Here is a 22,058-nt window from a genome sequence, read left to right as displayed (position 1 = left end):
GCGGAGCGTTCCGGCCGTGCTCGTACATGACGCGAGGCGCACCTTAGGGAGCCCGGGAAAAGCGTGTCAAGGCATCCGGCGCTGGTGGCGGAGCGTGGGCGTCCGAGCAGTAACGATTGCGTTACTTGCGAAAACTTTGGTGTTGCCACCCGTTCATACGGCCTGTACACATGCCTCATCCCCGCGGATGGCACATTAACTTGCGCAAACATTCGCATCACGCGTGTCGTGTCGACGACAGATCAGGGAGTTCCACGATGACGAGGAAGACGCGCAGTGCGACAGCTGTCGCAATCGGCTTGGGCCTCGCTCTCGCCGCCACCGGTTGTGCCGGCGGCAGCGACGACGGCGGCAGCAGCGGCGGCAGCGGGGGGTCGTCCGGCGGGAACGTCACGGTGACCTTCTGGGAGAACGCGTCGCCCGGCCCCGGCGCGCAGTTCGTCCAGGACTCGGTGAAGGCGTTCCACGCGCTGCACCCGAACGTCACGATCAAGGTCCAGTACGTCCAGAACGAGGACTTCGACGGCAAGCTCCAGACCGCGCTGAACTCCAACTCCGCGCCGGACGTCTTCCTGCAGCGCGGCGGCGGCAAGATGCAGGCCATGGTCGACGCGGGCCAGATCCAGCCGCTGAACCTCACGGCCACCGACACCCAGAACGTGGGCACCGCGGCGCTGGCGAGCGACACGATCGACGGCAAGGTGTACGCGATCCCGCTCGACACGCAGCCCGAGGGCATCTACTACAGCAAGGACCTGTTCAAGCAGGCCGGTATCGCCGCGCCGCCGACGACGATGGCCGAGCTCCAGGCGGACGTCGCGAAGCTCAAGACGATCGGTGTCGCGCCGATCGCGGTCGGCGGCAAGGACGCCTGGCCGGCGGCGCACTGGTACTACAACTTCGCGGTGCGCGAGTGCAGCCAGGACACCATGAACAAGACCGCCAAGTCGCTGAAGTTCGACGACCCCTGCTGGACCAAGGCCGGCGACGACCTCGCCGCGTTCGTGAAGACCTCCCCCTTCCAGAAGGGCTTCCTGACCGCCTCGGCGCAGCAGGGCGCCGGCTCGTCGGCCGGCCTGCTGGCCAACCACAAGGCGGCCATGGAGCTGATGGGCAACTGGGACCCCGGGGTGATCGGCAGCCTGACGCCGGACCAGAAGCCGCTGCCGGACCTGGGCTGGTTCCCCTTCCCCGCCGTGGAGGGCGGCCAGGGTGACCCGAGCGCCATGATGGGCGGCAGCGGCGGGTACTCGCTGTCGAAGAACGCCCCGAAGGAGGCGTTCCAGTTCCTGGAGTTCCTGGTGACCAAGGAGCAGCAGGAGGCCTACGCGAAGGCGTTCGTGACGATCCCGGTGAACAAGGCAGCGCAGGGTGTCGTCACCGAGCCGTACAACATCTCGGCGCTCGAGGCGTTCAACAAGGCCGCCTACTCGATGCAGTTCCTGGACACCGTCTACGGGCAGAACGTCGGCAACGCCATGAACACCGCGGTGGTGAACCTGCTGGCAGGCAAGGGCTCGGCCGCCGACATCGTCAAGGACACCAACTCGGCCGCCGAGAAGGGCTGAGTGCGCAGACGATGAGCAGCAACACCCTGGGTACCGGTGCGGCCTCCGGCCGCCCGTCGCAGGGCACGGCCGGGGTCGGGGGTTCCGTCGAGCCCCCGGCCCCGCCGCGGGCGGCTGCGCGCCGCCGCGGCCGTGCCAGGATGCGATTCGAGATCGCGGTGCTGTCCGCACCGGCGATCGTCATGTTCCTGGCGTTCGTGATCTTCCCGGTCGCGCTCGCCGCGTACTACGGCTTCTACCGCTGGCACGGCTACGGGGCGCCCACCGACTGGGTCGGGCTGAACAACTACAAGCTGATCCTGAAGGACCCCGCGTTCCACCAGGTCCTCAAGCACAGTTTCATGATCATGGGACTTTCCCTGGTCATCCAGGCGCCGCTGGCCATCGGGCTGGCGCTCCTGCTCAACCAGAAGATCCGCGGCCGGTCCGTCATCCGTGTGCTGATCTTCGTGCCCTACATCATCTCCGAGGTCATCGTCGGCACCGGGTGGAGCCTGATGGCCCAGAGCGACGGTGCGATCAACGACCTGCTGCGCCACATCGGACTCGGTTCCCTCCAAGCCGACTGGCTGTCCGACCCGAAGCTGGCCATCTGGACGCTGATGGCCATCATCACCTGGAAGTACATCGGCTTCGCGGTGATCCTCATGCTCGCCGGGCTCCAGTCGATCCCCCAGGAACTCTTCGAGGCCGCCGCCATCGACGGCGCCTCCTACTGGCAGGTCCAGCGCCGCATCACGCTGCCGCTGCTGGGCCCGACGATCCGGATCTGGGCGTTCTTGTCGATCATCGGCTCACTCCAGCTGTTCGACCTCGTCTACATCATCTGGGGCCAGTACGTCTCCGGCACCGCGGGCACCTCGACCATGGCGATCTACATGCTCGCCCAGGGCCGCAACGCGGGCAACTACGGCTACGGCAGCGCCATCGCCGTCGTGATGTTCCTGATCTCGCTGATCGTGGCGCTGATCTACCAGCGCTTCGTCCTGCGCCGCGACCTGCGGGGAGCCGTCACGGAAGGAACAGTCTGATGAGCGCGACCACGGAGAAAACCTGGTTCTCCTCCGCCGGCCGGCAGCAGAAGTCCGGCAGCGGCCGTGACACGCCCGAGAAGTGGGGCAACCCCGTCACCTACTTCATCGCCCTGCTGTTCATCGCCGTCTGCGTCGCCCCCGTCCTCTACATCGTCCTCGGCGGCTTCCGCAGCAACTCGCAGATCACCACCAGCCCGGCCGGCCTCCCCCACCCCTGGGTCACCGGCAACTACCTCGACGTCCTGAAGTCCAACCGGTTTTGGGGCGAATTCGGCAACTCCGTCATCGTCGCGCTCGCCAGCACCGTCGGCATCGTCGTCCTCGGCCTCATGGTCAGCTTCGTCATCGCCCGCTACGACTTCAAGCTCAAGGGCGCGATGTACTCGCTGTTCGCCGCGGGTCTGATGTTCCCGATGGTCATCGCGATCACCCCGCTGTACATCGTGGTCAAGGACCTGGGCCTGGTCGACAACCTGCTCGGCGTGATCGTCCCGCAGATCGCCTTCGGCCTGCCGACCACGGTCATCATCCTGGTGCCCTTCCTGCGCGCCATCCCGAACGAGATCGAGGAGGCCGCCGCGATCGACGGCACGAGCCGCCTCGGCTTCTTCGCCCGGATGGTCGTCCCGCTGTCGCTGCCCGGCGTCGTGACCGTCGCGATCCTGTCGTTCATCGGCAGCTGGAACAACTACGTGCTGCCCCTCTACATCCTCAACTCGACCGCCAACTACACCCTGCCGCTGGGCGTGCAGGCGTTCTCCTCGCAGTACTCCACCGACACCGCGAAGGTCCTCGCCTTCACCTCCCTCGCCATGCTCCCCGCGTTGATATTCTTCGCGATCTTCGAAAAGCGCATCGTCGGCGGCCTCACCGGCGCCGTCAAGGGCTGACCCCGGCGCAGGACACGCGCCGGCCCCTGCCTGCCCCTGCCGTGCTGCGGCAGGGGCAGAGCGCCGGGCCGGCGCCGTCGTTCCCCCCGAGGCACACCGTGCGCCGTCGCACAGAAAAGGACCACCGAATTGCCCCGCGCCCACATCGAGCTCGACAAGCGCGCCGTCATCGCTCCCGTTCGACGCCGCACCTTCGGCTCGTTCGTCGAGCACCTCGGCCGCTGCGTCTACACCGGGCTCTACGAGCCGGAACACCCGAGCGCGAACGACGACGGCTTCCGCATGGACGTCGTCGAACTCGTCAAGGAGCTCGGCAGCACCACCATCCGCTATCCGGGCGGCAACTTCGTCTCCGGCTTCCGCTGGGAGGATTCCGTCGGCCCGCGCGACAAGCGCCCGGTGCGCCGTGACCTCGCCTGGCACTCGCTCGAGTCGAACCAGGTGGGTCTCGACGAGTTCGCCAGGTGGCTCAAGCTCACCGGCTCCGAACTGATGCTCGCGGTCAACGTCGCCACCCGGGGCATCCTGCCCGCCCTGGACCTGCTCGAATACGCCAACCACCCTTCCGGCACGGCGCTGTCGGACCTTCGCGTCGCCAACGGCACGCCCGACCCGCACGACATCCGCATGTGGTGCCTCGGCAACGAGATGGACGGTCCGTGGCAGACCGGTTTCATGACCGCGGACGACTACGGCAAGATCGCCGCCCGTACCGCCGCGGCCATGAAGATGGCCGACAAGGACCTCGAACTGGTGGTCTGCGGCTCCTCCGGCTCCAGCATGCCGACCTTCGGCGACTGGGAGCGCATCGTGCTGGAGCACACCTACGACCACGTCGACTACGTCTCGTGCCATGCGTACTACCAGGAGTACGACGGCGACCTCGGCTCGTTCCTCGCCTCGTCGGTGGACATGGACTACTTCATCGACACCGTCGTGGCGACCGCGGACCACGTCGGGCACAAGAGGCGCTCGAGCAAGAAGATCGACATCTCCTTCGACGAGTGGAACGTCTGGTACCTCAAGGAGCACCAGGAGTCCGAGGAGGTCAACACCGAGTGGCGGCACGCGCCCCGGCAGCTGGAGGACACGTACTCGGTCGCGGACGCCGTCGTCGTCGGCAACCTGCTGATGACACTGCTCAGGCACAGCGACCGCGTGACCTCCGCGTCGCTCGCGCAGCTCGTCAACGTGATCGCGCCGATCATGACCGAGCCCGGCGGCCCGGCCTGGCGCCAGACGACCTTCTACCCCTTCTCGATCACGAGCCGGCTCGCCTCCGGGGAGGTCATCCGGCCCGTGGTCCAGGCGCCCACGTACCAGACGGCTCGGCACGGCGAGGCGTCCCTCATCGACGCGGTCGCCACCGTGGACGAGGACAGGGCCGCGGTCTTCCTCGTCAACCGCGATCTGACCGAGCCCGCACAGATCACCGTCGACGTGCGCAGCCTCGGCTCGACGCGCGTCGCCGAGGCGGTCACGCTCGCCGACCCGGACGTCTACGCGAAGAACACGCTCACCGACCAGCAGCGGGTGACCCCGTCGGTGAACACCGGCGCCACGCTCACCGACGGTGTGCTGACCGTCGAGCTGCCGCCGGTGTCGTGGACGGCGATCGCCCTGCGCTGAGCGGCGGCGCGCAGCACGTCCGGCGCCGTGCCGTGTCGCGTCACGGCACGGCGCCGCACCGAAACCCGGAGAGGAACACCTGTGGAGTCGATCCGTAGGCCGCGGAACCCGGTCGCCGAGCGCCGGGAGGTCGCCTGCACGGTGCGCGACGGGACCCGGCTGCGGACGGTGCTGCTGCTTCCGCACGGCGACGGGCCGTGGCCGGCCCTGCTGACCCGGCACCCCTACGACGTGACCGGGGACGAGCACGACGGGATGCTCGACGTCGGGCGGCTCGTCGCCGCCGGATACCTCGTCGCGCTCCAGGACGTACGGGGGCGCTTCGGCTCCGACGGGCACTTCGAGCCGTGCACGCAGGAGGTGGCCGACGGCGCCGACGCGGTGGCGTGGCTCGCGGCGCTTCCCGAGTGCACCGGGACCGTCGGCATGTGGGGCGCGTCCTACGCCTCGGAGACCCAGTTCAGCGCTCTCCTGGGGGGAGCGCCGGCGCTGCGGGCGATAGCCCCGGCGATGAGCCCGGCGATGTCGGCGCTGGACGGGTTCCGGTTCCGCGGCGGCGTGCCGGAGATCGGCAGCACCCTGGCGTGGACGCACTACGCGATCGCCCCGGACCTGATCGCCCGCATCGCCGGGCGCGACGGGCGCGACGGGCGCGAGGCCGAGCACGGTCGCTGGGAGGCCACCGAGCGCGCCGTCACGAGCGGGGAGGCGTTCCGGGCCGGGGCGCTGGACGCCGCCCCGGACGCCGAGGCGATCGTCCGGTGGGGCCTGGACCGGCTGCGCGAACCGCTCGACTCCGTGAGCCACCGCGCCGGGAAGATCGTCGACCGGATCGACGCGATCGACATCCCGGTCCTCCTGATCGGCGGATGGTTCGACGTCTTCCTCGGATCGACCCTGGAGATCTACCGGCGTCTGCTGCGCCGAGCGAGGACGGCCGGCGGACCGGCGCCCCACCTTCTCGTCGGCCCGTGGTCGCACACCGACATGTCGGGCCGGACGGCCGCCGCCGATTTCGGCCCTGCCGCGTCCGCCGACGACCTCGGCGGCGGCGACCTCACCGAGCGGCACATCCGGTGGTTCGACGCCGCCCTGCGCGGGGGTACGGCGGACACGCCGCCGGTGCGCGTGTTCCTGATGGGCGCCGACCGGTGGATCGGCACCGAGGAATTCCCGCCACCGGACACGCGGACGCTCGAACTGCACCTGAGCACCGCGGGATCGCTCACGGCGGACCCACCGCACAGCGGTGAGCAGCACCTGACCAGCGACCCCGCGTCCCCGGTGCCGACGTGCGGCGGAGCGGTACTCCTCTTCGCCCCGTACGAGGCCGGACCGGCCGACCAGGCTCCCCTCCACTCACGCCGGGACGTGCTGTCGTGGCGGACGCCGCCGCTCGCCGAGGACGTCACGGTGCTGGGCGCGATCCGCGCCGTCGTGCACCTCACGACCACGGGGACGGACGCGGACGTGGTCGTCCGGCTGTGCGACGAGCACCCCGACGGCCGCAGCCTCGTCGTCGCCGACGGTGTGCAGCGGGCGTCGGCGCGGCTCGTCGACCCGGTCACGGGGCACGGCGAGCGGCGCCCGGTCGAGCCGGGCGAGGACCTTGAGGTCGCCGTGGACCTCTGGTCGACGGCGCACACGTTCCTGCCGGGCCATCGGGTGCGCGTCGACGTCGCACCGAGTTCGTCGCCCCGCTGGGACGTCGGGGGCAACACCTTCGACCCGGCCCGGGGACCCGTTCCCGCGCAGTACACGGTCCGGCACGGCGAGGCCCGTCCGAGCCGCCTCGTCCTGCAGGTGGTGACGGCGCCACCCCGCTGAGACCGGCCGGGAGGAGACCGTCCGCGTCAGGGCCGGGACGCCCCGGTCGCCGGGACGGGACCGGTGGAGGCGCGGACGACGAGTTCGGTGGCCAGTTCCATGCGGGCGGGAGGGCGGACGCTGCCGTCCTTCTCCCGGGCGAGCTCCATGAGGAGCTTGACCGCCGTGGCGCCCAGCTCGGTGCTGGGCTGCCGCACGGTCGTCAGCCGGGGGCTCATCACCTGCGCCTCGGGCAGGTCGTCGAAGCCGATCACGCTCACGTCCTCGGGAATCCGCAGCCCCCGGGCGTTCAGCACCTCGTAGACGCTCAGCGCCATCTCGTCGGAGCACGCGAAGACCCCCGTGATCCCCGGATCCCGGTCGAGCAGGGTGTGGGTCGCGGCCTCCGCCTTGACCGCGTTCCACCCGCCGTAGGCCACGGACACCGCGGCACCGCCGGCGGGCGCGGTGTGGGCCGCGGCCCGGAAACCGTCGACCCGCGCCCGGCCGAACAGGTGGCGGGCGTGGCCGGCGACGACGCCCATCCGCTTGTGGCCGAGGGAGAGCAGGTGCTCGGCAGCCGTACGTCCGCCGTCCCAGTTCGCCACGCCGACACTCACCGCCCCCGCCGGAGGCGTGGTCATCGGATCGACCAGCACCACCGGGACACCTGCCGCAGACAGCGCGTTGAACTGCGGGGAGGTGGGATCGACCAGTGCCCCGATGACCCCGAGCCCGCGCCGCCGCAGCACCCGCGCCACCCAGTCGCTCTCCGGGTCGGCGAGCGTGAGCACGACGTCCAGACCGGCTGCCGCCGCCTCGCGCCCGACCCCGGCCGTGACCATGTTCGCCCACGACCCCTCGTAGTGGGTGACCACGAGGTCGAGCACGTTGGACAGCCCGGTCTCGTCCGGCACGCTCTCGATCTTGGCTCCGCCCCTGCGGGTGTAGCCGACGGCTCGGACGGCGGCCATGACCTTCGCGCGCGTCTCGGCCGAGACGTCCGTCCCTCCTCGTAGCACCTTGGACACGGTGGGCACGCTCGTGCCGGCGGTCTCGGCGACCAGCGACAGTGTCGGGCGCGTTCCTGCGGGTCGGGGGGACATGGGGAAAGGCTATCCAGCGAAGCAGCCGTTAAGAACGCAGGGGGCCGCGTCGTCGGCGCTCGTGCGACGGTCACGCGTCGGTCTCCTCGGGAGGAACGGGGCGGCCGCCCGACGTCACCGCCCGCCACGACTGCTGCCGCGCCGGCCCCAGCATGCCGGGCCTCGGCCGCCGTGCGTGCCCGGCGCCGCCGCGGCCGCGCACGGCCTGACGGCGCATCGCGGCATCGTCCCCGGCCGCCGGGCACCTTCGGCACCCGCCCGGGTCAGTCCGTGGTGCCGGCCAGGTCGTCGGCCCGGCGGGCGGGGGCCGGTACCGCTGCGGGCGGGGGCGGCTGCTGGGCGTCGGGACCGGCCGGTGGGGTGAGGCGGGCGGCGAGGTCGTGGGCGTGGAGACGGGTGACCGCTTCCAGGATCAGGGCGTACTCCTCGGCCGCCCGGCGGAAGCGGGCGCGGCCGGTCAGGGCCAGTACCGCGGCGAGGGGGGCGGCGGGCCACCACCACAGGGCGAGCGGGAGGCAGAGCAGGGCCCATGCGCCGGGCAGTGCGGCGCGGCTGAGGCCTTGGCGGGCCGTGGCCACCTGGGTGCGGGTGTCCTCGGGCAGGGTCAGCCAGAGGTAGGGCCAGGTGTCCGCGAGGTCCAGTCCGAGGTCGCGTTGCACGCGGATCGCGGCGGCGTTGAGCCGGTCGCCGCTCCAGGTGGGGCGTTCGGGTTCCTCGGCGGCGACGCGCTGGAGCGCGCAGTACGCGGCGAGGCGTTCGGTCGGCCTGTCGGCCAGACGGAGGGCGAGGCGTTCGGCGTCCCGTTCGAGGACGGCCTCGCGGCGCTGCCGGGCGGCGTTCCAGCGGTCCCGCCGCCGGTCGGTGGAGCGTTCGGCGAGGCGGTTCAGCGGCCAGGGCAGGCCGGGCCAGTCGGCGGCGAGGACGGTGCGTTCGAGGAGGCCGGCGAGGGCCTGGGCGACGAGTCCGGCCGCCGCGGCGGCGACGAGCAGGGCGGCGAGCAGGACGGCCTGTCCGCCGAGGGTCTGGGCCGCCGCCCGGTCGGCCCGGTCCTGGACGCGCGCGGCCAGCAGGCCCGGGGAGAGCGGATGGTCCTGGCCGAGGACGTGGGCGGTGGCCACGACGGACAGGTAGAGCGTGCCGGGTGCGGCAAGGACGGCGATCCAGCGCCGGGTGAGTTCCTTGCAGAACTCCGCGAGGAAGCTGTCCACACGGTCACAGCCTGCCGCGGCGGAAGGCCGAGCCGCCGATCGCGCAGCGTGGTGCGGGACCGGATTCGGCGGGCCAGGAGTGGCGGGTGCAGCGGCCGATCGGGCACACCTCGACCGGTTCGGTGGCGCGGCTGCTCAGGCCTGCGGCCTGCAGGCTCCGCGAGCTCGACGTCCGGGCCCCGGGGTAACCGTTGAGGCCCTGGGAGTCCCCGTCCTGCTGGAGCGCGGTGTGGAGCGCGGCGAGCGGCTCCGCGATGTCGGCGCCCTCGTCGCGGGCGGCGTCGAGGACGCGGTCCAGGGGCTGTTCGCCCGCGGAGCCGTCCCGCAGGTCGTCGCGGATCCGCTCCAGGTTGGCGCAGACGACCGCGAGCCGCCGCTCGGCGAACCAGTCCGTCCCCCGGTCCGTGTCCGGGCCCGTTCCCCGGCCCCTTCCCCGTCCCGCTCCCCGGTCCGTGTCCCTGCCCGTCCCGCGGTCCGGTTCCACCGCCATGGGTTCCGCCCCCCTTCGGTCGTACTGTCGTCTGATGTCACGTCATATCACTTGAGGAGCAGACCCGCACAGCTCTGTCCGGAGTTCCCCGCGCACTCGTACGATCGGCGCGGGGGGTCGCTGTCAGCAGACTGCGGCCGGACGCGGCAGGCAGGGGGGACGGATGGCGGGGAAGCTGACGAGGCGGCTGGCGGCCCGGTTCGGGCGGGGCGATCCGCAGGAGGTGCGGGCGGCCGAGCTGACCCGCGAGCTCTCCCGTCTGGTCCCGGGGAGCCGGGAGGAGCTGGAGCTGCGGCTCTTACTGGGCAACTACCGCTGGTCCCGTGCGATGAGGGATCCGGCGGACCCGGACCACGGCCTCCTGGAGGCCGCGGTGGATCTGCTGACGCCGTGCGTGGCGGCGGGCAGCCGGGACGTCCCGCTGCGGCTGCTGCCGCTGATCACGGAGCAGGATCCGGTGTACCGGGCGCTGCAACGGTGGATGGACTCCCCCACGCTCGCGGACCGGACCCGCGCGGTGGAGCTGATGGAGCTGTCCTGCGGCGCCCTCACGCCGGACTACCCGGACGCCCCGTGGCATCTGTCCACGCTCGGTTTCGCACTGATGGCCCGGCACCGGCTGACCGGCGGCGCGGACGACCTCGACGCGGCCGTCGAGTACCTGAAGGCCGCCCTGGAGCAGGCGGTCGGGCAGGACGACGCGCAGGACGGTTCGCAGGAGACGTCCCTGCGGACCGTGTTCAAGCTCTGCGACGCCTACCTCGCGCGGTACGACCTGCGGGCCGACGGCACGCCGGACGCGCCGGCGGAGGCCGACGACGTGCGGATCGGCGACCTGGAAGAGGATCTGAAGGAGGCCGAGGGCTGGTTCACCGAGGGGCTCCGGCAGTCCCCCGGAGCCGTACTCCCCCCGGCCGGGCTGATCGCCCGGCTCGGGCTGGCCAGGCTGCGGCACTTCCGCCGCACCTCCTCGCTGCTGCAACTGAACCTGGCCGTCACGACCGTGGAGCTGCTGGTCGTGACGCTGCGCCACGACCCGCTGCGGCCGGTCGCCGAGGCGCTGCTCGGGGATCTGCTGCGCGAGCGGTTCGCCTGTGCCGGGAACGGGGACGACCTGGCCCGGGCGCACGCCCTGTCGGACGCCGCCGCCCGGCCCGCGGCGGAGGACCACGCGGCCAGGGTGGAGCAGCTGAGCGCGCTGTGGCCGACCCCGCCGTACCGGCAGAACGGCCCGGCCCGGCCGCCCGCGACCCCGGACGCGGACGCGGACGCGGACAGCACGCCCCTGCGGCGGCGCGTGCTGCCGCGCCGGGCGGGCGAGAGCCCGGAGGGCCATGCGCTGTTCCTGCTCTCCGCCGCCGGGGAGGCGGCGGAGCGGTTCCGGTCCACCGGGCGGCCCGAGGACATCGACGACGCCGTGGAGTACGCCCGGCAGGCGCTGGACGGCAGCACGGACGAGGCCGACCGGGCCTCGGTCCGGGGCCTGCTGACGGTCCTGCTCAAGATCCGCCACGACCAGCTGGGACGGCCGGAGGACCTGGCCGAACTCGGTGTGCTGGACCACGGCGGGGCGCTGCTGCGGTCGCTCGCGGACTGGACCGAGAAGCTGGACGAGGACCAGGCCGAGGCCATGCTCTCCACGCGGCTGGGCGACACGGTCGTCCCGTCCGAGGAAGCGCTCCGGCTGATCCGCGCCTCGGGCGCCCCCGTCGCGGAGTTCACCGGCACGGAGGTGGGCCGCCTGGCCGCCACCGCCGAGACGCTGCGGACGCGGTTCCACCAGACCCGGCAGGCCGCCGACCTGGACCGGGCCGTCGCGGCCGCCGAGGCCCTGATGGCGGGTGTCCCGGCGGACGACCGGGATCTGCAGGCCGCCGCGCGGACCACCCTGGCGCTGGCGTACTTCCTGCGGGCGGAGCACGACGGGGACGCCGACGCCCTGGTGGAGACCGTCCGGCTGTTCCGCGAGGCCGTACCGCTGTCGCCCGCGGGCCTGACCCGGGGGGTCGTGCAGAGCAATCTGGTCGCGGCCCTGGCGATGCGGTACGGGCGGACGGGTGACGGCACCGTGCTGCACGAAGCCGTGGACACCGCCCGCGCGGGCCTGCGGCAGATACCGGCGGACGATCCGCGCCGCACGACCCTGCGGACCCATCTGAGCATGGTGCTGCGGCTGGTGTTCGAGCACTTCGGGGACGTCGACGCCCTGGAGGAGGCGGTCGAGGAGGCGCGGGCGGCGGCCCTGACCCCCCTCCCCGACGACTTCGCGCTGACCGAGCGGACCGTCATGTGGGCGCTGGCGCTGTCCACCCGGGCCCGGGTGACGAAGAGCCGGGCGGACTCGGACCGGTCCGTCGCCCTGCTGCGGCAGGCGCGGGCGGACGTGCCCGAGCCGGACGCCTTGACCCGGGACCGGCTCGGCTACGTGCTCGGGCTGCTGCTGAACCAGCGGTATCTGCTCGGGAGGTCCCGGCCCGATCTGGACGAGGCGATCCGGCTGTTCGAGGTCGCCGGGGGCGACTTCCCCGAAGGGCGGGTGCCGCGGAGCATGATCCGCTCCCAGCGCGCGGTCCTGCTGGAGGAGCGCTTCCGCCTGGACGGCGGGCAGGAGAACTTCGAGGCCGCGGTGGCCGCCCACGAGGACTGCTGGCGGGCCGGTCACGGCACGCCGTTCAACCAGGTGGCCTCCGCGATCGTCGCGGCCCAGATGCTGGCCCGCGCCGACCCGTACCGGGCGGCCCGGGCGGCCGAGGCCGCCGTCCGGCTGCTGCCCGAGGTGGCACCGCGCCACCTCGTCAGCCGCGACCAGCAGCGGGCGCTGCGGCAGTTCACCGACCTCGCCGCCGACGCCGCCGCGCTGGTCCTGTCCGGCACCGGCGGCACCCGGCAGGAGCGGGCCACCCGCGCGCTGCAGGTGCTGGAGACGGGGCGGGGCGTCCTGCTGAGCCAGTCCCTGGACACCCGCAGCGACCTGACGGACCTGCACCGGGCACACCCGGAGCTGGCCGCGCAGTTCGTCGACCTGCGCGACCGGCTGGACGCCGCGGCCGGTGCCGACGTCGGCTTCGGCACCCCGGCGGTCACCGGCCCGTCCGGCACGGCGGACCGGCACCCGCTGGCGCACGCCCTCGCACAGGTGCTGGCGACGATCCGGAGCACACCGGGCTTCTCCTCCTTCGCCCTGCCGCCGGAGCCCGCCGCGCTGCTGACCGAGGCCGCCGAGGGGCCGATCGCCGTGGTCAACGTCAGCAGCTACCGCTGCGACGCCCTGCTGCTGACCGGCGACGGCATCGACGTCCTGCCGCTGCCGGGGCTGACGTACGAGGAGCTGCGGGAGCGGACCAGCGGTTTCCGGCAGGCGCTGCAGACGCTCGACAGCGGGACGGACCGCCGCGAGCGCATCGCGGCCCAGCGCACCCTGACCGGGCTGCTCGGCTGGCTCTGGGACGAGGTCGCCGAGCCGGTCCTGGAGGCGCTCGGCCTCCGCCGGGCGCCGGAGCCCGGTGCCGAGTGGCCCCGGATGTGGTGGGTGACCGGCGGGCTGCTCGGGCTGCTGCCCCTGCACGCCGCCGGGCACCACCGCGACCCGGCGAACGGGACGGGCGCGGACGGAGCGGCCCCGCGCACTGTGCTGGACCGCGTCGTCCCGTCCTACACCCCGACCGTCCGGGCCCTCGCCCACGCCCGCCGGCAGACCGCCGCCGGCGGACGGCCCGCGCACGGGCTGGTGGTGGCGGTGCCGAGCGCGCCCGGTCAGCGCTCCGAGGACGACCTCGGGTACGTCGACCGGGAGGCCGGACTCGTCCTGCGGCACCTGGACGGGGCGGTGCTGCTCCGTTCCCCGGGCCCGGCCGACCGGCCCGGCGACCCGGCGCTGCCCTCGGCGGGCGTCCCGACCCGGTCGGCCGTGCTCGCCCGGCTCCCGCAGTGCGCGATCGCCCACTTCTGCTGCCACACCCGCGGCGACGCCGCCGACCCGTCGCTCAGCACGCTGGTGCTGCACGACCACGCGAGCGCCCCGTTCACCGTGGGAGCGCTCACCGCCGTCCGGCTGGACGACGCGCAACTGGCGTACCTGTCGGCCTGTCGCACCGGGGTGACGGACGACACCGAGCTGACCGACGAGTCGATCCACCTCGGTTCGGCCTTCCAGCTGGCGGGCTTCCCCCGGGTGGTCGCGACCCAGTGGGAGCAGGAGGACCAGACGGCGGCGCTGGTCGCGGACGACTTCTACCGCCACCTGGCGGGCCCGTCCGGCGAGCCGGACCCGCGCCGCGCCGCCGAGGCCCTGCACCGAGCGGTCCGCGCCCTGCGGGACGGCGCGGACCTGCCACCGGGCCTGGACCGCCGGGCCATCCCCCACCTGTGGGCCCCCTACACCCACACCGGCGCCTGACCGCCCGCCACGCCCGGCTGCCGTGCCCGCATGCTGCGGGACGTGACGAGCCGAGGGCGCTCACCCGGCGGTTGTCGGCCGCCCACCGACGGCGAAACGCCGGTCGACGGGCACGGTGCCCGGCGGGCGCCCCGGTCGGAGAAGGCCTTCCTCCCTGCGGGCCTTCGAGCAGTCAGGCGCCAGCTGTGGATCGTGACGCATTCCTGGGCCGGGTAGCCGGCGTCCCTCGGCTGCGACGCTGCTGCCGCCGACGTCGCGGACGCGCCCGTCGTGAGCAAGACCGCCGCCGCGCCCGGGCCGAGGAAAAGCTCGCCCGGATCGACCGAAGATCTTCCGACAGAGCTACCGTCGGCCTCGGCCTGTACACCGTCCGGAACGAGGGATGTTGAGCGACGACAGCGAGCCCAAGCAGCCGCCCCGCGACCTCAGCGCATGGACCGTCGACCGCCTCGAAGCACTCACGACCACCCGACAGGGCCGTGGCCTGGAGCTCATCAGGACCGTCGCCCAGTCACACGCCTGTCAGCCGGACGAGTCGCGAAGCGCCCGGCTGCGCTGGGCCAAGCTGTCGCTGGCCGCCGACGAACGGCTTCCCGGTGGCACCCCCTGGGAAGACACCCGAAAGGCCTGCCAGGACTTCGCGCTCCGCACCTGGGTCATCGGACATCTCGGCCCCGGCGCCGACCGCGACTGGGACCCCGGGGCACTCGCCGCCGACACACTGGCAGCACTCGCTCTGGACCCCGATCAGGCCCTCGTGCGATCCGCCGACTGGCGCACCCTCCCGCTCGAAGAGATCGGCGAACTGCGCCGGCACAAGAACCTGACGGCTCACCTGGACCGGCTGATGGGCTTCGCCCAGGAAGGACCGGCGAAGGACCGACTCGTCGCCTGGGCGGAAGTACGCGCGCGTCTGCCGTGAATCCGCCCTGACGACGACGCTCCGTGCGAACCGGCTGGTTCGGCCCTTCCCGTCAGCGGCCCCGGCCGCGGGCGCGGAACGCCCGGGGTGTCAGGGCGAGGTGAAGAACAGTCCGGTGCGGGCGTCACGGGCCGAGCCGAAGAAGCCGCCTTCCGGTGTGGAGCGGGTCTCGACGCCCGCCGTCTCGACGACCGTGCGCGCCGTGCCGAGATCGCCCACGCGTACGGTCACGCAGGCGAAGCAGGAGGCGGCGGGCGCGTGTTCGCCGGGGAGCAGGGCGTCGGCGACGAACGTACGCCGGCGCGGCGTTACGCACGCCTGCACGACGCCGGACTCGTCCGGGTGGTGGGCGTGCCGGCCGGGGAGACGGCCGGGACGGCGCGCTGGCTGGTACGGCTGCGGGTGCCGACCGCGTGCCCGCCCTCGACGGGGTGGCGGGCCTGGCCGCCACCCCTGTCGACACCTACCTCAAGCGCGAGGCGCCCGTACGGGGGCGCGGCGCGGCCGTGCGGTCCCGCGCCACCGCCCACTGATCCGCCGAGCGTTCCGCCGCCGCGGTCGCGGGGACGCGGCCGCGCTCAGGCCACGTTCGTCAGGGGCAGCAGTCCGCGCCCTCCGAAGACCTTCTTGGCGACCAGCGTGGCGTTGATCGAACGCGGCATCCCGGCGTAGACGGCCGTGTGCAGCAGGGCCTCGGAGATCTCGATCGGGGTCAGGCCGACGTTGAGGGCGGCGTTGATGTGCACCTCCAGCTCGATCTCGCAGCCGCCCAGCGCCGCGAGCACGCCCAGGGTGACGAGCTGACGGTCGCGGGGAGGCAGCTCGGGCCGGGCGTACATGTCGCCGAAGGCCCAGGCGACCACCTGGTGGCCCAGTTCGGGCGAGGTGTCCGCCAGCGAGTCGACGATCCGCTGACCGGCCTCGCCGTCGACCTGCTCCAGCACCTTCATGCCGTACTCGTATCGCTCGTCGCGGTTCACGATTCCTCCAGATGGGCTTGCTTTCCGATGACTCCAGCCTGCCTGGTAACGACGGCGGATCTGCCTTCCGCGTATCCGTAGGTATGCTTTCCATGCCTGGGAGGTATGGATGGAACTTCGCGTGCTCGGCTATGTGGTGGCGATCGCCGAGGAGGGCAGCATCAGCGGTGCGGCCCGTCGGCTGGCGCTGACCCAGCCGACGCTCAGCCGCCAGCTCAGGGAACTGGAACGCCGCCTCGGCACCGCGCTGTTCACCCGCGAGGGCCGGGGCCTGGTCCCCACGGCGGCCGGTACGGCGCTCGCCCGGCGGGCCGCGCATCTGCTGGCCGAGGCCGAGGCAGTCCTGGACGACGTCCGGCTGGCGGCCGAGGGCCGCAGCGGGCGGCTCACGGTCACGTTCGCCGGGTCGGGCATCAACGGCCCGCTCGGCGGCATGCTCGGGCGTCTGCGCCGCGAACTGCCCCGCGTCGCCCTCCGCCTGGAGGAGAGCTTCAGCGACGCCGAGATGTCGGCGGGCGTCCTCGACGGCCGCTTCGACATCGCGGTCCAACGCCTCCCCCGGCGTGACCCGCAGCTCACCACCCAGGCCTGGTGGCAGGAACCGCTGACGCTCTTCATACCGGGCGGCCATCCACTCGCCCACGGCCCCGGTCCCGCTCCGCTGGACGCCCTGGGCCAGATCCCGCTGGTGCTGTGGCCGCGGGAGACCTCCCCCCAGTCCTACGACGAGATCCTCGCGCTGTGCCGCCAGGCCGACGTCACGCCCCGTATCGGCGCGGAGGGGCACAGCGTGCAGACGGTGCTCGCGCTGGTCGCGGCGGGCTTCGGCGCCGCCGTCATGACCGACTCCCACCGCGTGCTGCGGCGCGTCGGCGTCACCGCGCGCCCGCTGGCCGGGACGACGACCACCCTGCACCTCGTCTGGCGGACCGGCGACGACAACCCCCTGCTCGACCGGTTCCGCTCCGTACTCGCCGAGATCTGAGCGCCGGGGGCCGCCGTTCGGCCGACGACCGGGCCCGGCGCGGTGGCCGGCCCGTGCCGCGTCACACCGTTGTCCTGCTCCCCTCCGCCGCGGGCCGCTCGGTGTTCCGTGCGATCTCGACGGAATCGCCTCCGGGGGTGGTCCGGTGGAGGGCGAGCACGACGAGGGCGCCGAGCAGGATGCCCGCGGCGGCGACGAGGACGGCCGTCCGTGTGCCGTCGGCCATGGCGGTGCGCAGCGCCTCGCCCTTCCGGGCGCCGACCCCCGCGTTGGCCAGGGCGATGAGCAGTGCGAGTCCGACCGCTCCGCCGACCTGCTGCGTGGTGGAGGCCATTCCGGAGGCGATCCCCTGCTCGGCGGGGTCCACGCCGGAGGCGGCGGCGATCCACATGGCGGTCCAGGTGATGCCCTGGCCGATGCCCGAGATGACCAGGCCGGGCACGAGCGCGGCGTAGCCGCCGTGCGCGGAGATCCCAAGGGCGAGCACGGCCGTACCGGCGGCGCCGGTCAGCAGGCCGGTGACCAGGGTGGCGCGGGTGGCGGTCCTCGACGCCATCCGCTCGCCGATCTGGGTGCCGGCCGCGATGGACACCGACGGCACCAGGAAGGCCGTACCGGTCTGCAGGGCGCTGAAGCCGTGGACGCGCTGGAAGAGCACGGTCAGGAAGTAGGGCAGGGCACCGAAGGTCCCCATGAACAGGAACGTGACGGTCATGCCGGCGGCAAGGCTGCGGTTGCGCAGCAGCCGCAGGGGCATCAGCGGGTCGCGGCTGCGCGACTCGACGAGGACGAACAGTCCCAGGAGCGCGACCGCGGCCACCCCGCTGCCCAGGATGCCGGCCGAGGTCCAGCCGCTCGCGGGCCCCTGCACCAGGGCGTACACCAGCAGGGTGACGCCTGCCGTGGCGGTGGCGGCGCCCGGCAGGTCGAAGCTGCGGCGCGGGCCCGACCGCCCGTCACGGGGGATGACGACGAGCGCGGCCACGGCGACGGCTCCGGCCAGCGGGACGTTGACCATGAAGACCGACGGCCAGCCGAACGCGGCGGTCAGGACGCCGCCGAGGAGCGACCCGAGGGTCAGTCCGCTGGCACCGGCGCCGCCCCATACGGCCAGGGCGCGGTTGCGCTGGGCCCCTTCCGCGAAAAGGGTGTTGATGAGCGACAGGGTCGCGGGGAAGAGCAGTGCGCCGCCGAGACCCTGCGCGGCGCGGACGGCGACCATGGTCGCCGGATCGGCTGCCAGCGCGCCGACCAGCGAGGACAGCGCGTACAGCGCGAGTGCCGCGACGAACACGGTGCGCCGCCCCATGAGGTCGGCGGCGCGTCCGCCGAGCAGCAGGAAGCCGCCGAAGGCGACGGCGTAGGCGCTGACCACCCATTGCAGGGACTGGTCGGTGAAGCCGAGGGCGCTGCCGATGCGCGGCAGCGCCACGTACACGATGTTGAAGTCCAGCGAGATGATCAGCTGTGCGGCGGCCAGCAGGGCCAGGACCCAGCCGAGTCGGGGAGCGTCCGTGGGCGGTCGGGAGGCCGCGCGGGTGGCAGGCATGGGAAGGAGAGGACCTTTCTCGATCCGGCGGATGACCGTACGCATGTAGTCGTACAGACGAACTGTTCGTAGTTAGTCGTACAGTCGGGCCTGTTGTCAACCGCCCCCGGCCGCGGGCGCGTTGCGCGCGGACGGGCCGTCCGGGACGCGACGGTACGACCGTTCGACGACATGCGAAGCGTTGCGTAAGGTGAGGGCATGCTTGTGTCACATCCGACCCGTGAGCAGATCCGGCTGGAGAACGTCCTCACGGCCCTGGGTCATCCGATGCGCCTGAGCGTCGTGCGGACCCTGGCGGCCGGCGGTGAGCACCCCTGCGGCGCGCTGCTGAGGAACGTCGCCAAGTCCACCCTGACCCACCACTGGAAGGTGCTCCGCGAGGGCGGCCTCATCTGGCAGCGCCCCTCCGGCCGCGAACTCCTCCTGTCCCTGCGGCGCGACGACATCGACGCCCGCTTCCCCGGGCTGCTGGACAGCGTCCTGGACGCGATCGGCGGCGCCGACGCCGAAGGCCCCTCCTAGCGCGCCGGCCGGTCGCCCAGGTCAGCGCGTGCGCGCGGGCGACCACATGCCGGGTGTCAGTGGGGTGGGATACGTTCGGACCATGGCTGCTGACACCGAACTCGCCACGCTCCTCGGCGTACTGAACAGCAAGCGCACGCATGTCCTGGGCATCCTGGAGGGCCTGGACGAGGAAGCGCTGCGGCGCCCGGTGCTGCCCTCCGGCTGGACGTGTCTGGGACTGGTCCACCATCTCGCCCTGGACGACGAGAAGTTCTGGTTCCGCGCGGTCGCGGCAGGTGAGCGGTCGGCGATCGAGGAGATCCTCACGTCCGGGGAGAACGCGTGGCTGCCCGGCCCGCAGAAGTCGGCCGAGGAGATCCTCGCCCTCTACCGCCGGGAAGGTGAACGCGCGGACTCCTTCCTGACCGGCGCCGACCTGGACGCGGCCCCGGCCTGGTGGCCGGACTTCTTCAGCGGCTGGCAATACGACACCCTGCGCGAGGTCGTCCTCCACGTCATCACCGAGACCGCCACCCACGCGGGCCACCTGGACGCGGTGCGCGAACTCATCGACGGCAGGCAGCGCTTGGTGATCACCTGAGGAGGAAGCCGATCCGGCGTCCCCAGCGCTCGGCGGGCGAAGCCGGCCCATCAAGCCGCCGGGCGGGCAGCCGTGGCCGATCCGGCGGGAAACCGGGGCAACACACTGATACGCCTATCCGGCGGACAATCTCACCGGCACCGGTGGCGGCGTTGTCTCCTGTCGGCTATGAGGAAGCTCTCCCCGACGCGGCTCGCCACGAGCACGGCGTCAGCCGCAGCCGTCGTGGCCGCCTGTGTGCTGGCTGTCGGCCAGACGTCCGCGCAGGCCGCCGACAACGTCGCCACCAGCACCCTGGTCGACCTGACCGTCTCCTCGGCCCCCGGCCTCGGCATCGACGCGTACCACGGTGTCTACGGCATCGCTGCCTCCGCGGCGGACGCCGGACTCGACCCGGGAGACTTCTCCGACCCCGACGACGTTCTGAGCCGTCTGACCGTCGACGGCGCGAACGTGGCCCGCACCGACGCCGAGCCGGCCAAGAACTACGCGGAGGCCGGTGCCTCCGGTTTCACCCTCGCCCTGACCCGCCCGGACTTCCTGAGCCTGGGCACCCTCGACACCTACGCGGAGTGCATCCCGGAGCCGGTCGGCCCGCTGGCCCTGGCCTACGCCCATACCGACGCCGACGAGATCACCGTCCTCGACCACCTCGTCCCCGAGGGCACGACACAGCTGACCGTGACGGGCGACGAACTCGGCCTCGACACCGTCTCCAGCGCGGACCTCACCGTCACTTACGACCGTTTCGAGGACCCCGCGGGCGGCGTCCACCAACCCGTCACCAGCGCGCGGGCCGGCGTCGACATCAGCGTCTCCGGCACCTTCACCGGCACCGACGGCTCCGAGCTCTACGCCGGCCCGCTGATCGACCTCGCACTCGGCCACGTCGCCGTGACCTGCGCCCAGGCCCCACCCACGGACACCGGGACCCCGACGCAGACGCCCACGCAGACCCCGACCGAAACGCCGACGCAGACCCCCACCGTGACACCCACCGTCACTCCGACCGAGACGCCCACGGTGACCCCGACCGTCACACCGACCGAAACGCCGACCGTCACTCCGACCGAGACCCCGACGGTGACCCCGACCGTCACACCGACCGAGACCCCGACGCAGACGCCCACGCCGTCGCCCAGCACCAGCTGCCCGCCCACCACCCCCGCCTACGGGCGGTGGTGACGCAGCCCCGGCCGGGCAGTTGGTGCCGGGCGTGGGCACCTGCGGCCGCGGTACGGGGCCGCGGCCGACGTGGGACGGGAGGAGGCCCGGTGCGCGGTCCGCTCGGGCCCGAAGCGGCGCACCGGGTGCTCCCGGGCGCGTCGATGGCGGGCGTCGTGGCGATCGACCTCCTCACGTGGCCGGACACGAGCCTGCTGCCGCTGTTCGCGGTCGGCCCGGCGCTGGCGGCCGCCGACGGTACGCGCCGCCGGGTGGTGCTGACCGGCGCTGTCGCGGTGGTCCTGTGCGCGCTCACCGCGCTGGCGCACGAGCGCCTGTGGAGCGCCCGGTCGGGTGTCGCCCAGGCGGCGATCCTGTGCGTGACGGCGGCGGCAGCCTACGTGTGCGCCGCCCGGCTGCGGGTCGAGCGGCGGCTCAGGGAAGTCCAGGTCGTGGCAACACCGTGCAGCGGCTCCTCCTCGAACCGCTCCCGCCCCCGTCGCCGGCCGCCGAGATGGTGGCCTCCTACCTGTCCGCGTCCGACGCGGCGCACGTCGGCGGCGACCTGTACGACGCCGTCGCCGTGGACGGCGGCGTCCGGCTGGTGGTCGCGGACGTGCAGGGCAAGGGCCTGCCCGCGGTCAGGGTCGCGTCGGTCGTACTGGGGGCTTTCCGCGAGTCCGCCCCATACCTCGACGGCCTGCCGCAGATCGGCGAACGGATCGAGCGGGCGCTCGCCCGGCGTACCGACGGCGAGCGGTTCGTCACCGGCGTGCTCGCCGAGGTGAGGGACGACGGCAGCGTCGAGATCCTCAACTACGGCCACCCTCCGCCCCCGTACGGCGCCGCGGCGGAGGCGTGGAGACGGCCGAGCCGCGCGCCCCGGGCCCTCCGCTGGGCCTGAGCGATCTCACCGGCGCACCGCCCGGCCGCACCACCTTGTGCCTCGGGCCGGGAGACCAGGTCCTCTTCTGCACAGACGGCCTGACCGAGGCCCGCGACGGGCAGGGCGGCTTCTATCCGCTCACCGCCCGCGCGGGCGGCATCATGGGCGCTCCCCCGCACGAAGCGCTCCGGCTGCTGCGCGAGGACGTCGCCCGCCACGTCCAGGGCCCCGTCGACGACGACTCGGCGCTCCTCGTCCTGGAGCGGCCCCGGCGGGCTGCGTCGATGCCGCGCGGGGCGAGCCGCGACCCGGGTCCCGGCACGCGGGACCGGTGAACCGG

19 protein-coding genes are annotated in these 22,058 nt (G+C 73.0%); 13 read left to right on the top strand and 6 right to left on the bottom strand.

The genetic code is table 11. The features are described from left to right. Positions 1-257: 257 nt before the first annotated feature. The 5 genes from ACH4PY_RS29460 (at position 258) to ACH4PY_RS29440 (ending at position 6,948) form a co-directional block, all read left to right on the top strand. On the top strand, positions 258-1,568 hold the full coding sequence (locus ACH4PY_RS29460; protein ID WP_398189502.1) for an ABC transporter substrate-binding protein: 1,311 nt from the start codon (positions 258-260) through the stop codon (positions 1,566-1,568). 140 nt (positions 1,569-1,708) lie between these two features. Further along, positions 1,709-2,599: a carbohydrate ABC transporter permease gene (locus ACH4PY_RS29455; RefSeq protein ID WP_398189499.1), complete on the top strand. Its 891-nt coding sequence runs from the start codon at positions 1,709-1,711 to the stop codon at positions 2,597-2,599. Beyond that, entirely contained in the window at positions 2,599-3,492 is an 894-nt protein-coding gene (locus ACH4PY_RS29450) for a carbohydrate ABC transporter permease (RefSeq protein WP_398189496.1), read from the top strand. The genes ACH4PY_RS29455 and ACH4PY_RS29450 overlap by 1 nt, the downstream gene beginning before the upstream one ends. A 129-nt stretch (positions 3,493-3,621) precedes the next feature. Beyond that, on the top strand, positions 3,622-5,121 hold the full coding sequence (locus ACH4PY_RS29445; RefSeq protein ID WP_398189493.1) for an alpha-N-arabinofuranosidase: 1,500 nt from the start codon (positions 3,622-3,624) through the stop codon (positions 5,119-5,121). An 81-nt stretch (positions 5,122-5,202) separates the two neighbouring features. Further along, positions 5,203-6,948, top strand: coding sequence for a CocE/NonD family hydrolase (locus tag ACH4PY_RS29440; RefSeq protein WP_398189491.1), 1,746 nt, complete (start codon positions 5,203-5,205; stop codon positions 6,946-6,948). 26 nt (positions 6,949-6,974) lie between these two features. Here the strand turns inward: ACH4PY_RS29440 and ACH4PY_RS29435 are convergent, their stop codons facing one another. The 3 genes from ACH4PY_RS29435 to ACH4PY_RS29425 form a co-directional block, all read right to left on the bottom strand. Then, entirely contained in the window at positions 6,975-8,033 is a 1,059-nt protein-coding gene (locus ACH4PY_RS29435) for a LacI family DNA-binding transcriptional regulator (protein ID WP_398189488.1), read from the bottom strand. A gap of 263 nt (positions 8,034-8,296) precedes the next feature. After that, positions 8,297-9,241, bottom strand: a complete 945-nt coding sequence (locus ACH4PY_RS29430; RefSeq protein ID WP_398189486.1) for a hypothetical protein — start codon at positions 9,239-9,241, stop codon at positions 8,297-8,299. Between the two features lie 4 nt (positions 9,242-9,245). Beyond that, complete coding sequence (locus ACH4PY_RS29425) at positions 9,246-9,731, bottom strand: hypothetical protein (protein ID WP_398189483.1); 486 nt, start codon at positions 9,729-9,731, stop codon at positions 9,246-9,248. Positions 9,732-9,894: 163 nt separating this feature from the next. On the opposite strand from ACH4PY_RS29425, the gene ACH4PY_RS29420 reads away from it, so the two are divergent. After that, positions 9,895-14,127 carry a CHAT domain-containing protein gene (locus ACH4PY_RS29420; protein ID WP_398189480.1) on the top strand — a complete coding sequence of 1,411 codons (4,233 nt, stop codon included), beginning with the start codon at positions 9,895-9,897 and terminating at the stop codon, positions 14,125-14,127. Positions 14,128-14,509: 382 nt separating this feature from the next. Continuing rightward, the gene (locus ACH4PY_RS29415; protein WP_398189477.1) at positions 14,510-15,049 is read left to right on the top strand and encodes a hypothetical protein; all 540 of its coding nucleotides are present in this window, start codon (positions 14,510-14,512) and stop codon (positions 15,047-15,049) included. Between the two features lie 90 nt (positions 15,050-15,139). Here the strand turns inward: ACH4PY_RS29415 and ACH4PY_RS29410 are convergent, their stop codons facing one another. Further along, positions 15,140-15,373, bottom strand: a complete 234-nt coding sequence (locus tag ACH4PY_RS29410) for a hypothetical protein (protein ID WP_398189474.1) — start codon at positions 15,371-15,373, stop codon at positions 15,140-15,142. A gap of 254 nt (positions 15,374-15,627) precedes the next feature. Next, on the bottom strand, positions 15,628-15,999 hold the full coding sequence (locus tag ACH4PY_RS29405) for a carboxymuconolactone decarboxylase family protein (RefSeq protein ID WP_398189535.1): 372 nt from the start codon (positions 15,997-15,999) through the stop codon (positions 15,628-15,630). Positions 16,000-16,138: 139 nt separating this feature from the next. Here ACH4PY_RS29405 and ACH4PY_RS29400 point away from each other — a divergent pair, with 139 nt between their 5' ends. Beyond that, positions 16,139-17,014, top strand: a complete 876-nt coding sequence (locus ACH4PY_RS29400; RefSeq protein WP_398189471.1) for a LysR family transcriptional regulator — start codon at positions 16,139-16,141, stop codon at positions 17,012-17,014. A gap of 61 nt (positions 17,015-17,075) precedes the next feature. Here ACH4PY_RS29400 and ACH4PY_RS29395 read toward each other — a convergent pair whose 3' ends face one another. Next, positions 17,076-18,563 carry an MFS transporter gene (locus ACH4PY_RS29395; protein WP_398189468.1) on the bottom strand — a complete coding sequence of 496 codons (1,488 nt, stop codon included), beginning with the start codon at positions 18,561-18,563 and terminating at the stop codon, positions 17,076-17,078. Between the two features lie 198 nt (positions 18,564-18,761). On the opposite strand from ACH4PY_RS29395, the gene ACH4PY_RS29390 reads away from it, so the two are divergent. From ACH4PY_RS29390 to ACH4PY_RS29370, 5 genes are all read left to right on the top strand, one after another. Continuing rightward, a complete protein-coding gene (locus ACH4PY_RS29390; RefSeq protein ID WP_398189465.1) occupies positions 18,762-19,085 on the top strand; it encodes an ArsR/SmtB family transcription factor in 324 nt (107 codons plus the stop codon). 82 nt (positions 19,086-19,167) lie between these two features. Further along, entirely contained in the window at positions 19,168-19,668 is a 501-nt protein-coding gene (locus ACH4PY_RS29385) for a DinB family protein (protein ID WP_398189462.1), read from the top strand. Positions 19,669-19,836: 168 nt separating this feature from the next. Continuing rightward, positions 19,837-20,853, top strand: coding sequence for a hypothetical protein (locus tag ACH4PY_RS29380; RefSeq protein ID WP_398189459.1), 1,017 nt, complete (start codon positions 19,837-19,839; stop codon positions 20,851-20,853). Between the two features lie 442 nt (positions 20,854-21,295). Next, entirely contained in the window at positions 21,296-21,736 is a 441-nt protein-coding gene (locus tag ACH4PY_RS29375) for a SpoIIE family protein phosphatase (protein ID WP_398189456.1), read from the top strand. Further along, positions 21,691-22,053: a PP2C family protein-serine/threonine phosphatase gene (locus ACH4PY_RS29370; RefSeq protein ID WP_398189453.1), complete on the top strand. Its 363-nt coding sequence runs from the start codon at positions 21,691-21,693 to the stop codon at positions 22,051-22,053. The genes ACH4PY_RS29375 and ACH4PY_RS29370 overlap by 46 nt, the downstream gene beginning before the upstream one ends. Positions 22,054-22,058: the final 5 nt, after the last annotated feature.

Origin of the sequence: Streptomyces sp. NPDC021224 (assembly GCF_044332905.1) — a bacterium.
In the GTDB taxonomy this organism is placed as follows: Bacteria; Actinomycetota; Actinomycetes; order Streptomycetales; family Streptomycetaceae; genus Actinacidiphila.
The sequence above is the reverse complement of the archived record's forward strand: the minus strand, read 5'-3'. Positions and strand labels throughout refer to the sequence as shown.

Bases quoted from the DNA above. Each gene is read 5' to 3' on its own strand.
- ACH4PY_RS29460 (WP_398189502.1), top strand. From the start codon at position 258: ATGACGAGGAAGACGCGCAGTGCGACAGCTGTCGCAATCGGCTTGGGC.
- ACH4PY_RS29455 (WP_398189499.1), top strand. From the start codon at position 1,709: ATGCGATTCGAGATCGCGGTGCTGTCCGCACCGGCGATCGTCATGTTC.
- ACH4PY_RS29450 (WP_398189496.1), top strand. From the start codon at position 2,599: ATGAGCGCGACCACGGAGAAAACCTGGTTCTCCTCCGCCGGCCGGCAG.
- ACH4PY_RS29435 (WP_398189488.1), bottom strand. From the start codon at position 8,033: ATGTCCCCCCGACCCGCAGGAACGCGCCCGACACTGTCGCTGGTCGCC.
- ACH4PY_RS29425 (WP_398189483.1), bottom strand. From the start codon at position 9,731: ATGGCGGTGGAACCGGACCGCGGGACGGGCAGGGACACGGACCGGGGA.
- ACH4PY_RS29420 (WP_398189480.1), top strand. From the start codon at position 9,895: ATGGCGGGGAAGCTGACGAGGCGGCTGGCGGCCCGGTTCGGGCGGGGC.
- ACH4PY_RS29415 (WP_398189477.1), top strand. From the start codon at position 14,510: ATGTTGAGCGACGACAGCGAGCCCAAGCAGCCGCCCCGCGACCTCAGC.
- ACH4PY_RS29405 (WP_398189535.1), bottom strand. From the start codon at position 15,999: ATGAAGGTGCTGGAGCAGGTCGACGGCGAGGCCGGTCAGCGGATCGTC.
- ACH4PY_RS29400 (WP_398189471.1), top strand. From the start codon at position 16,139: ATGGAACTTCGCGTGCTCGGCTATGTGGTGGCGATCGCCGAGGAGGGC.
- ACH4PY_RS29395 (WP_398189468.1), bottom strand. From the start codon at position 18,563: ATGCCTGCCACCCGCGCGGCCTCCCGACCGCCCACGGACGCTCCCCGA.
- ACH4PY_RS29390 (WP_398189465.1), top strand. From the start codon at position 18,762: ATGCTTGTGTCACATCCGACCCGTGAGCAGATCCGGCTGGAGAACGTC.
- ACH4PY_RS29385 (WP_398189462.1), top strand. From the start codon at position 19,168: ATGGCTGCTGACACCGAACTCGCCACGCTCCTCGGCGTACTGAACAGC.
- ACH4PY_RS29380 (WP_398189459.1), top strand. From the start codon at position 19,837: ATGAGGAAGCTCTCCCCGACGCGGCTCGCCACGAGCACGGCGTCAGCC.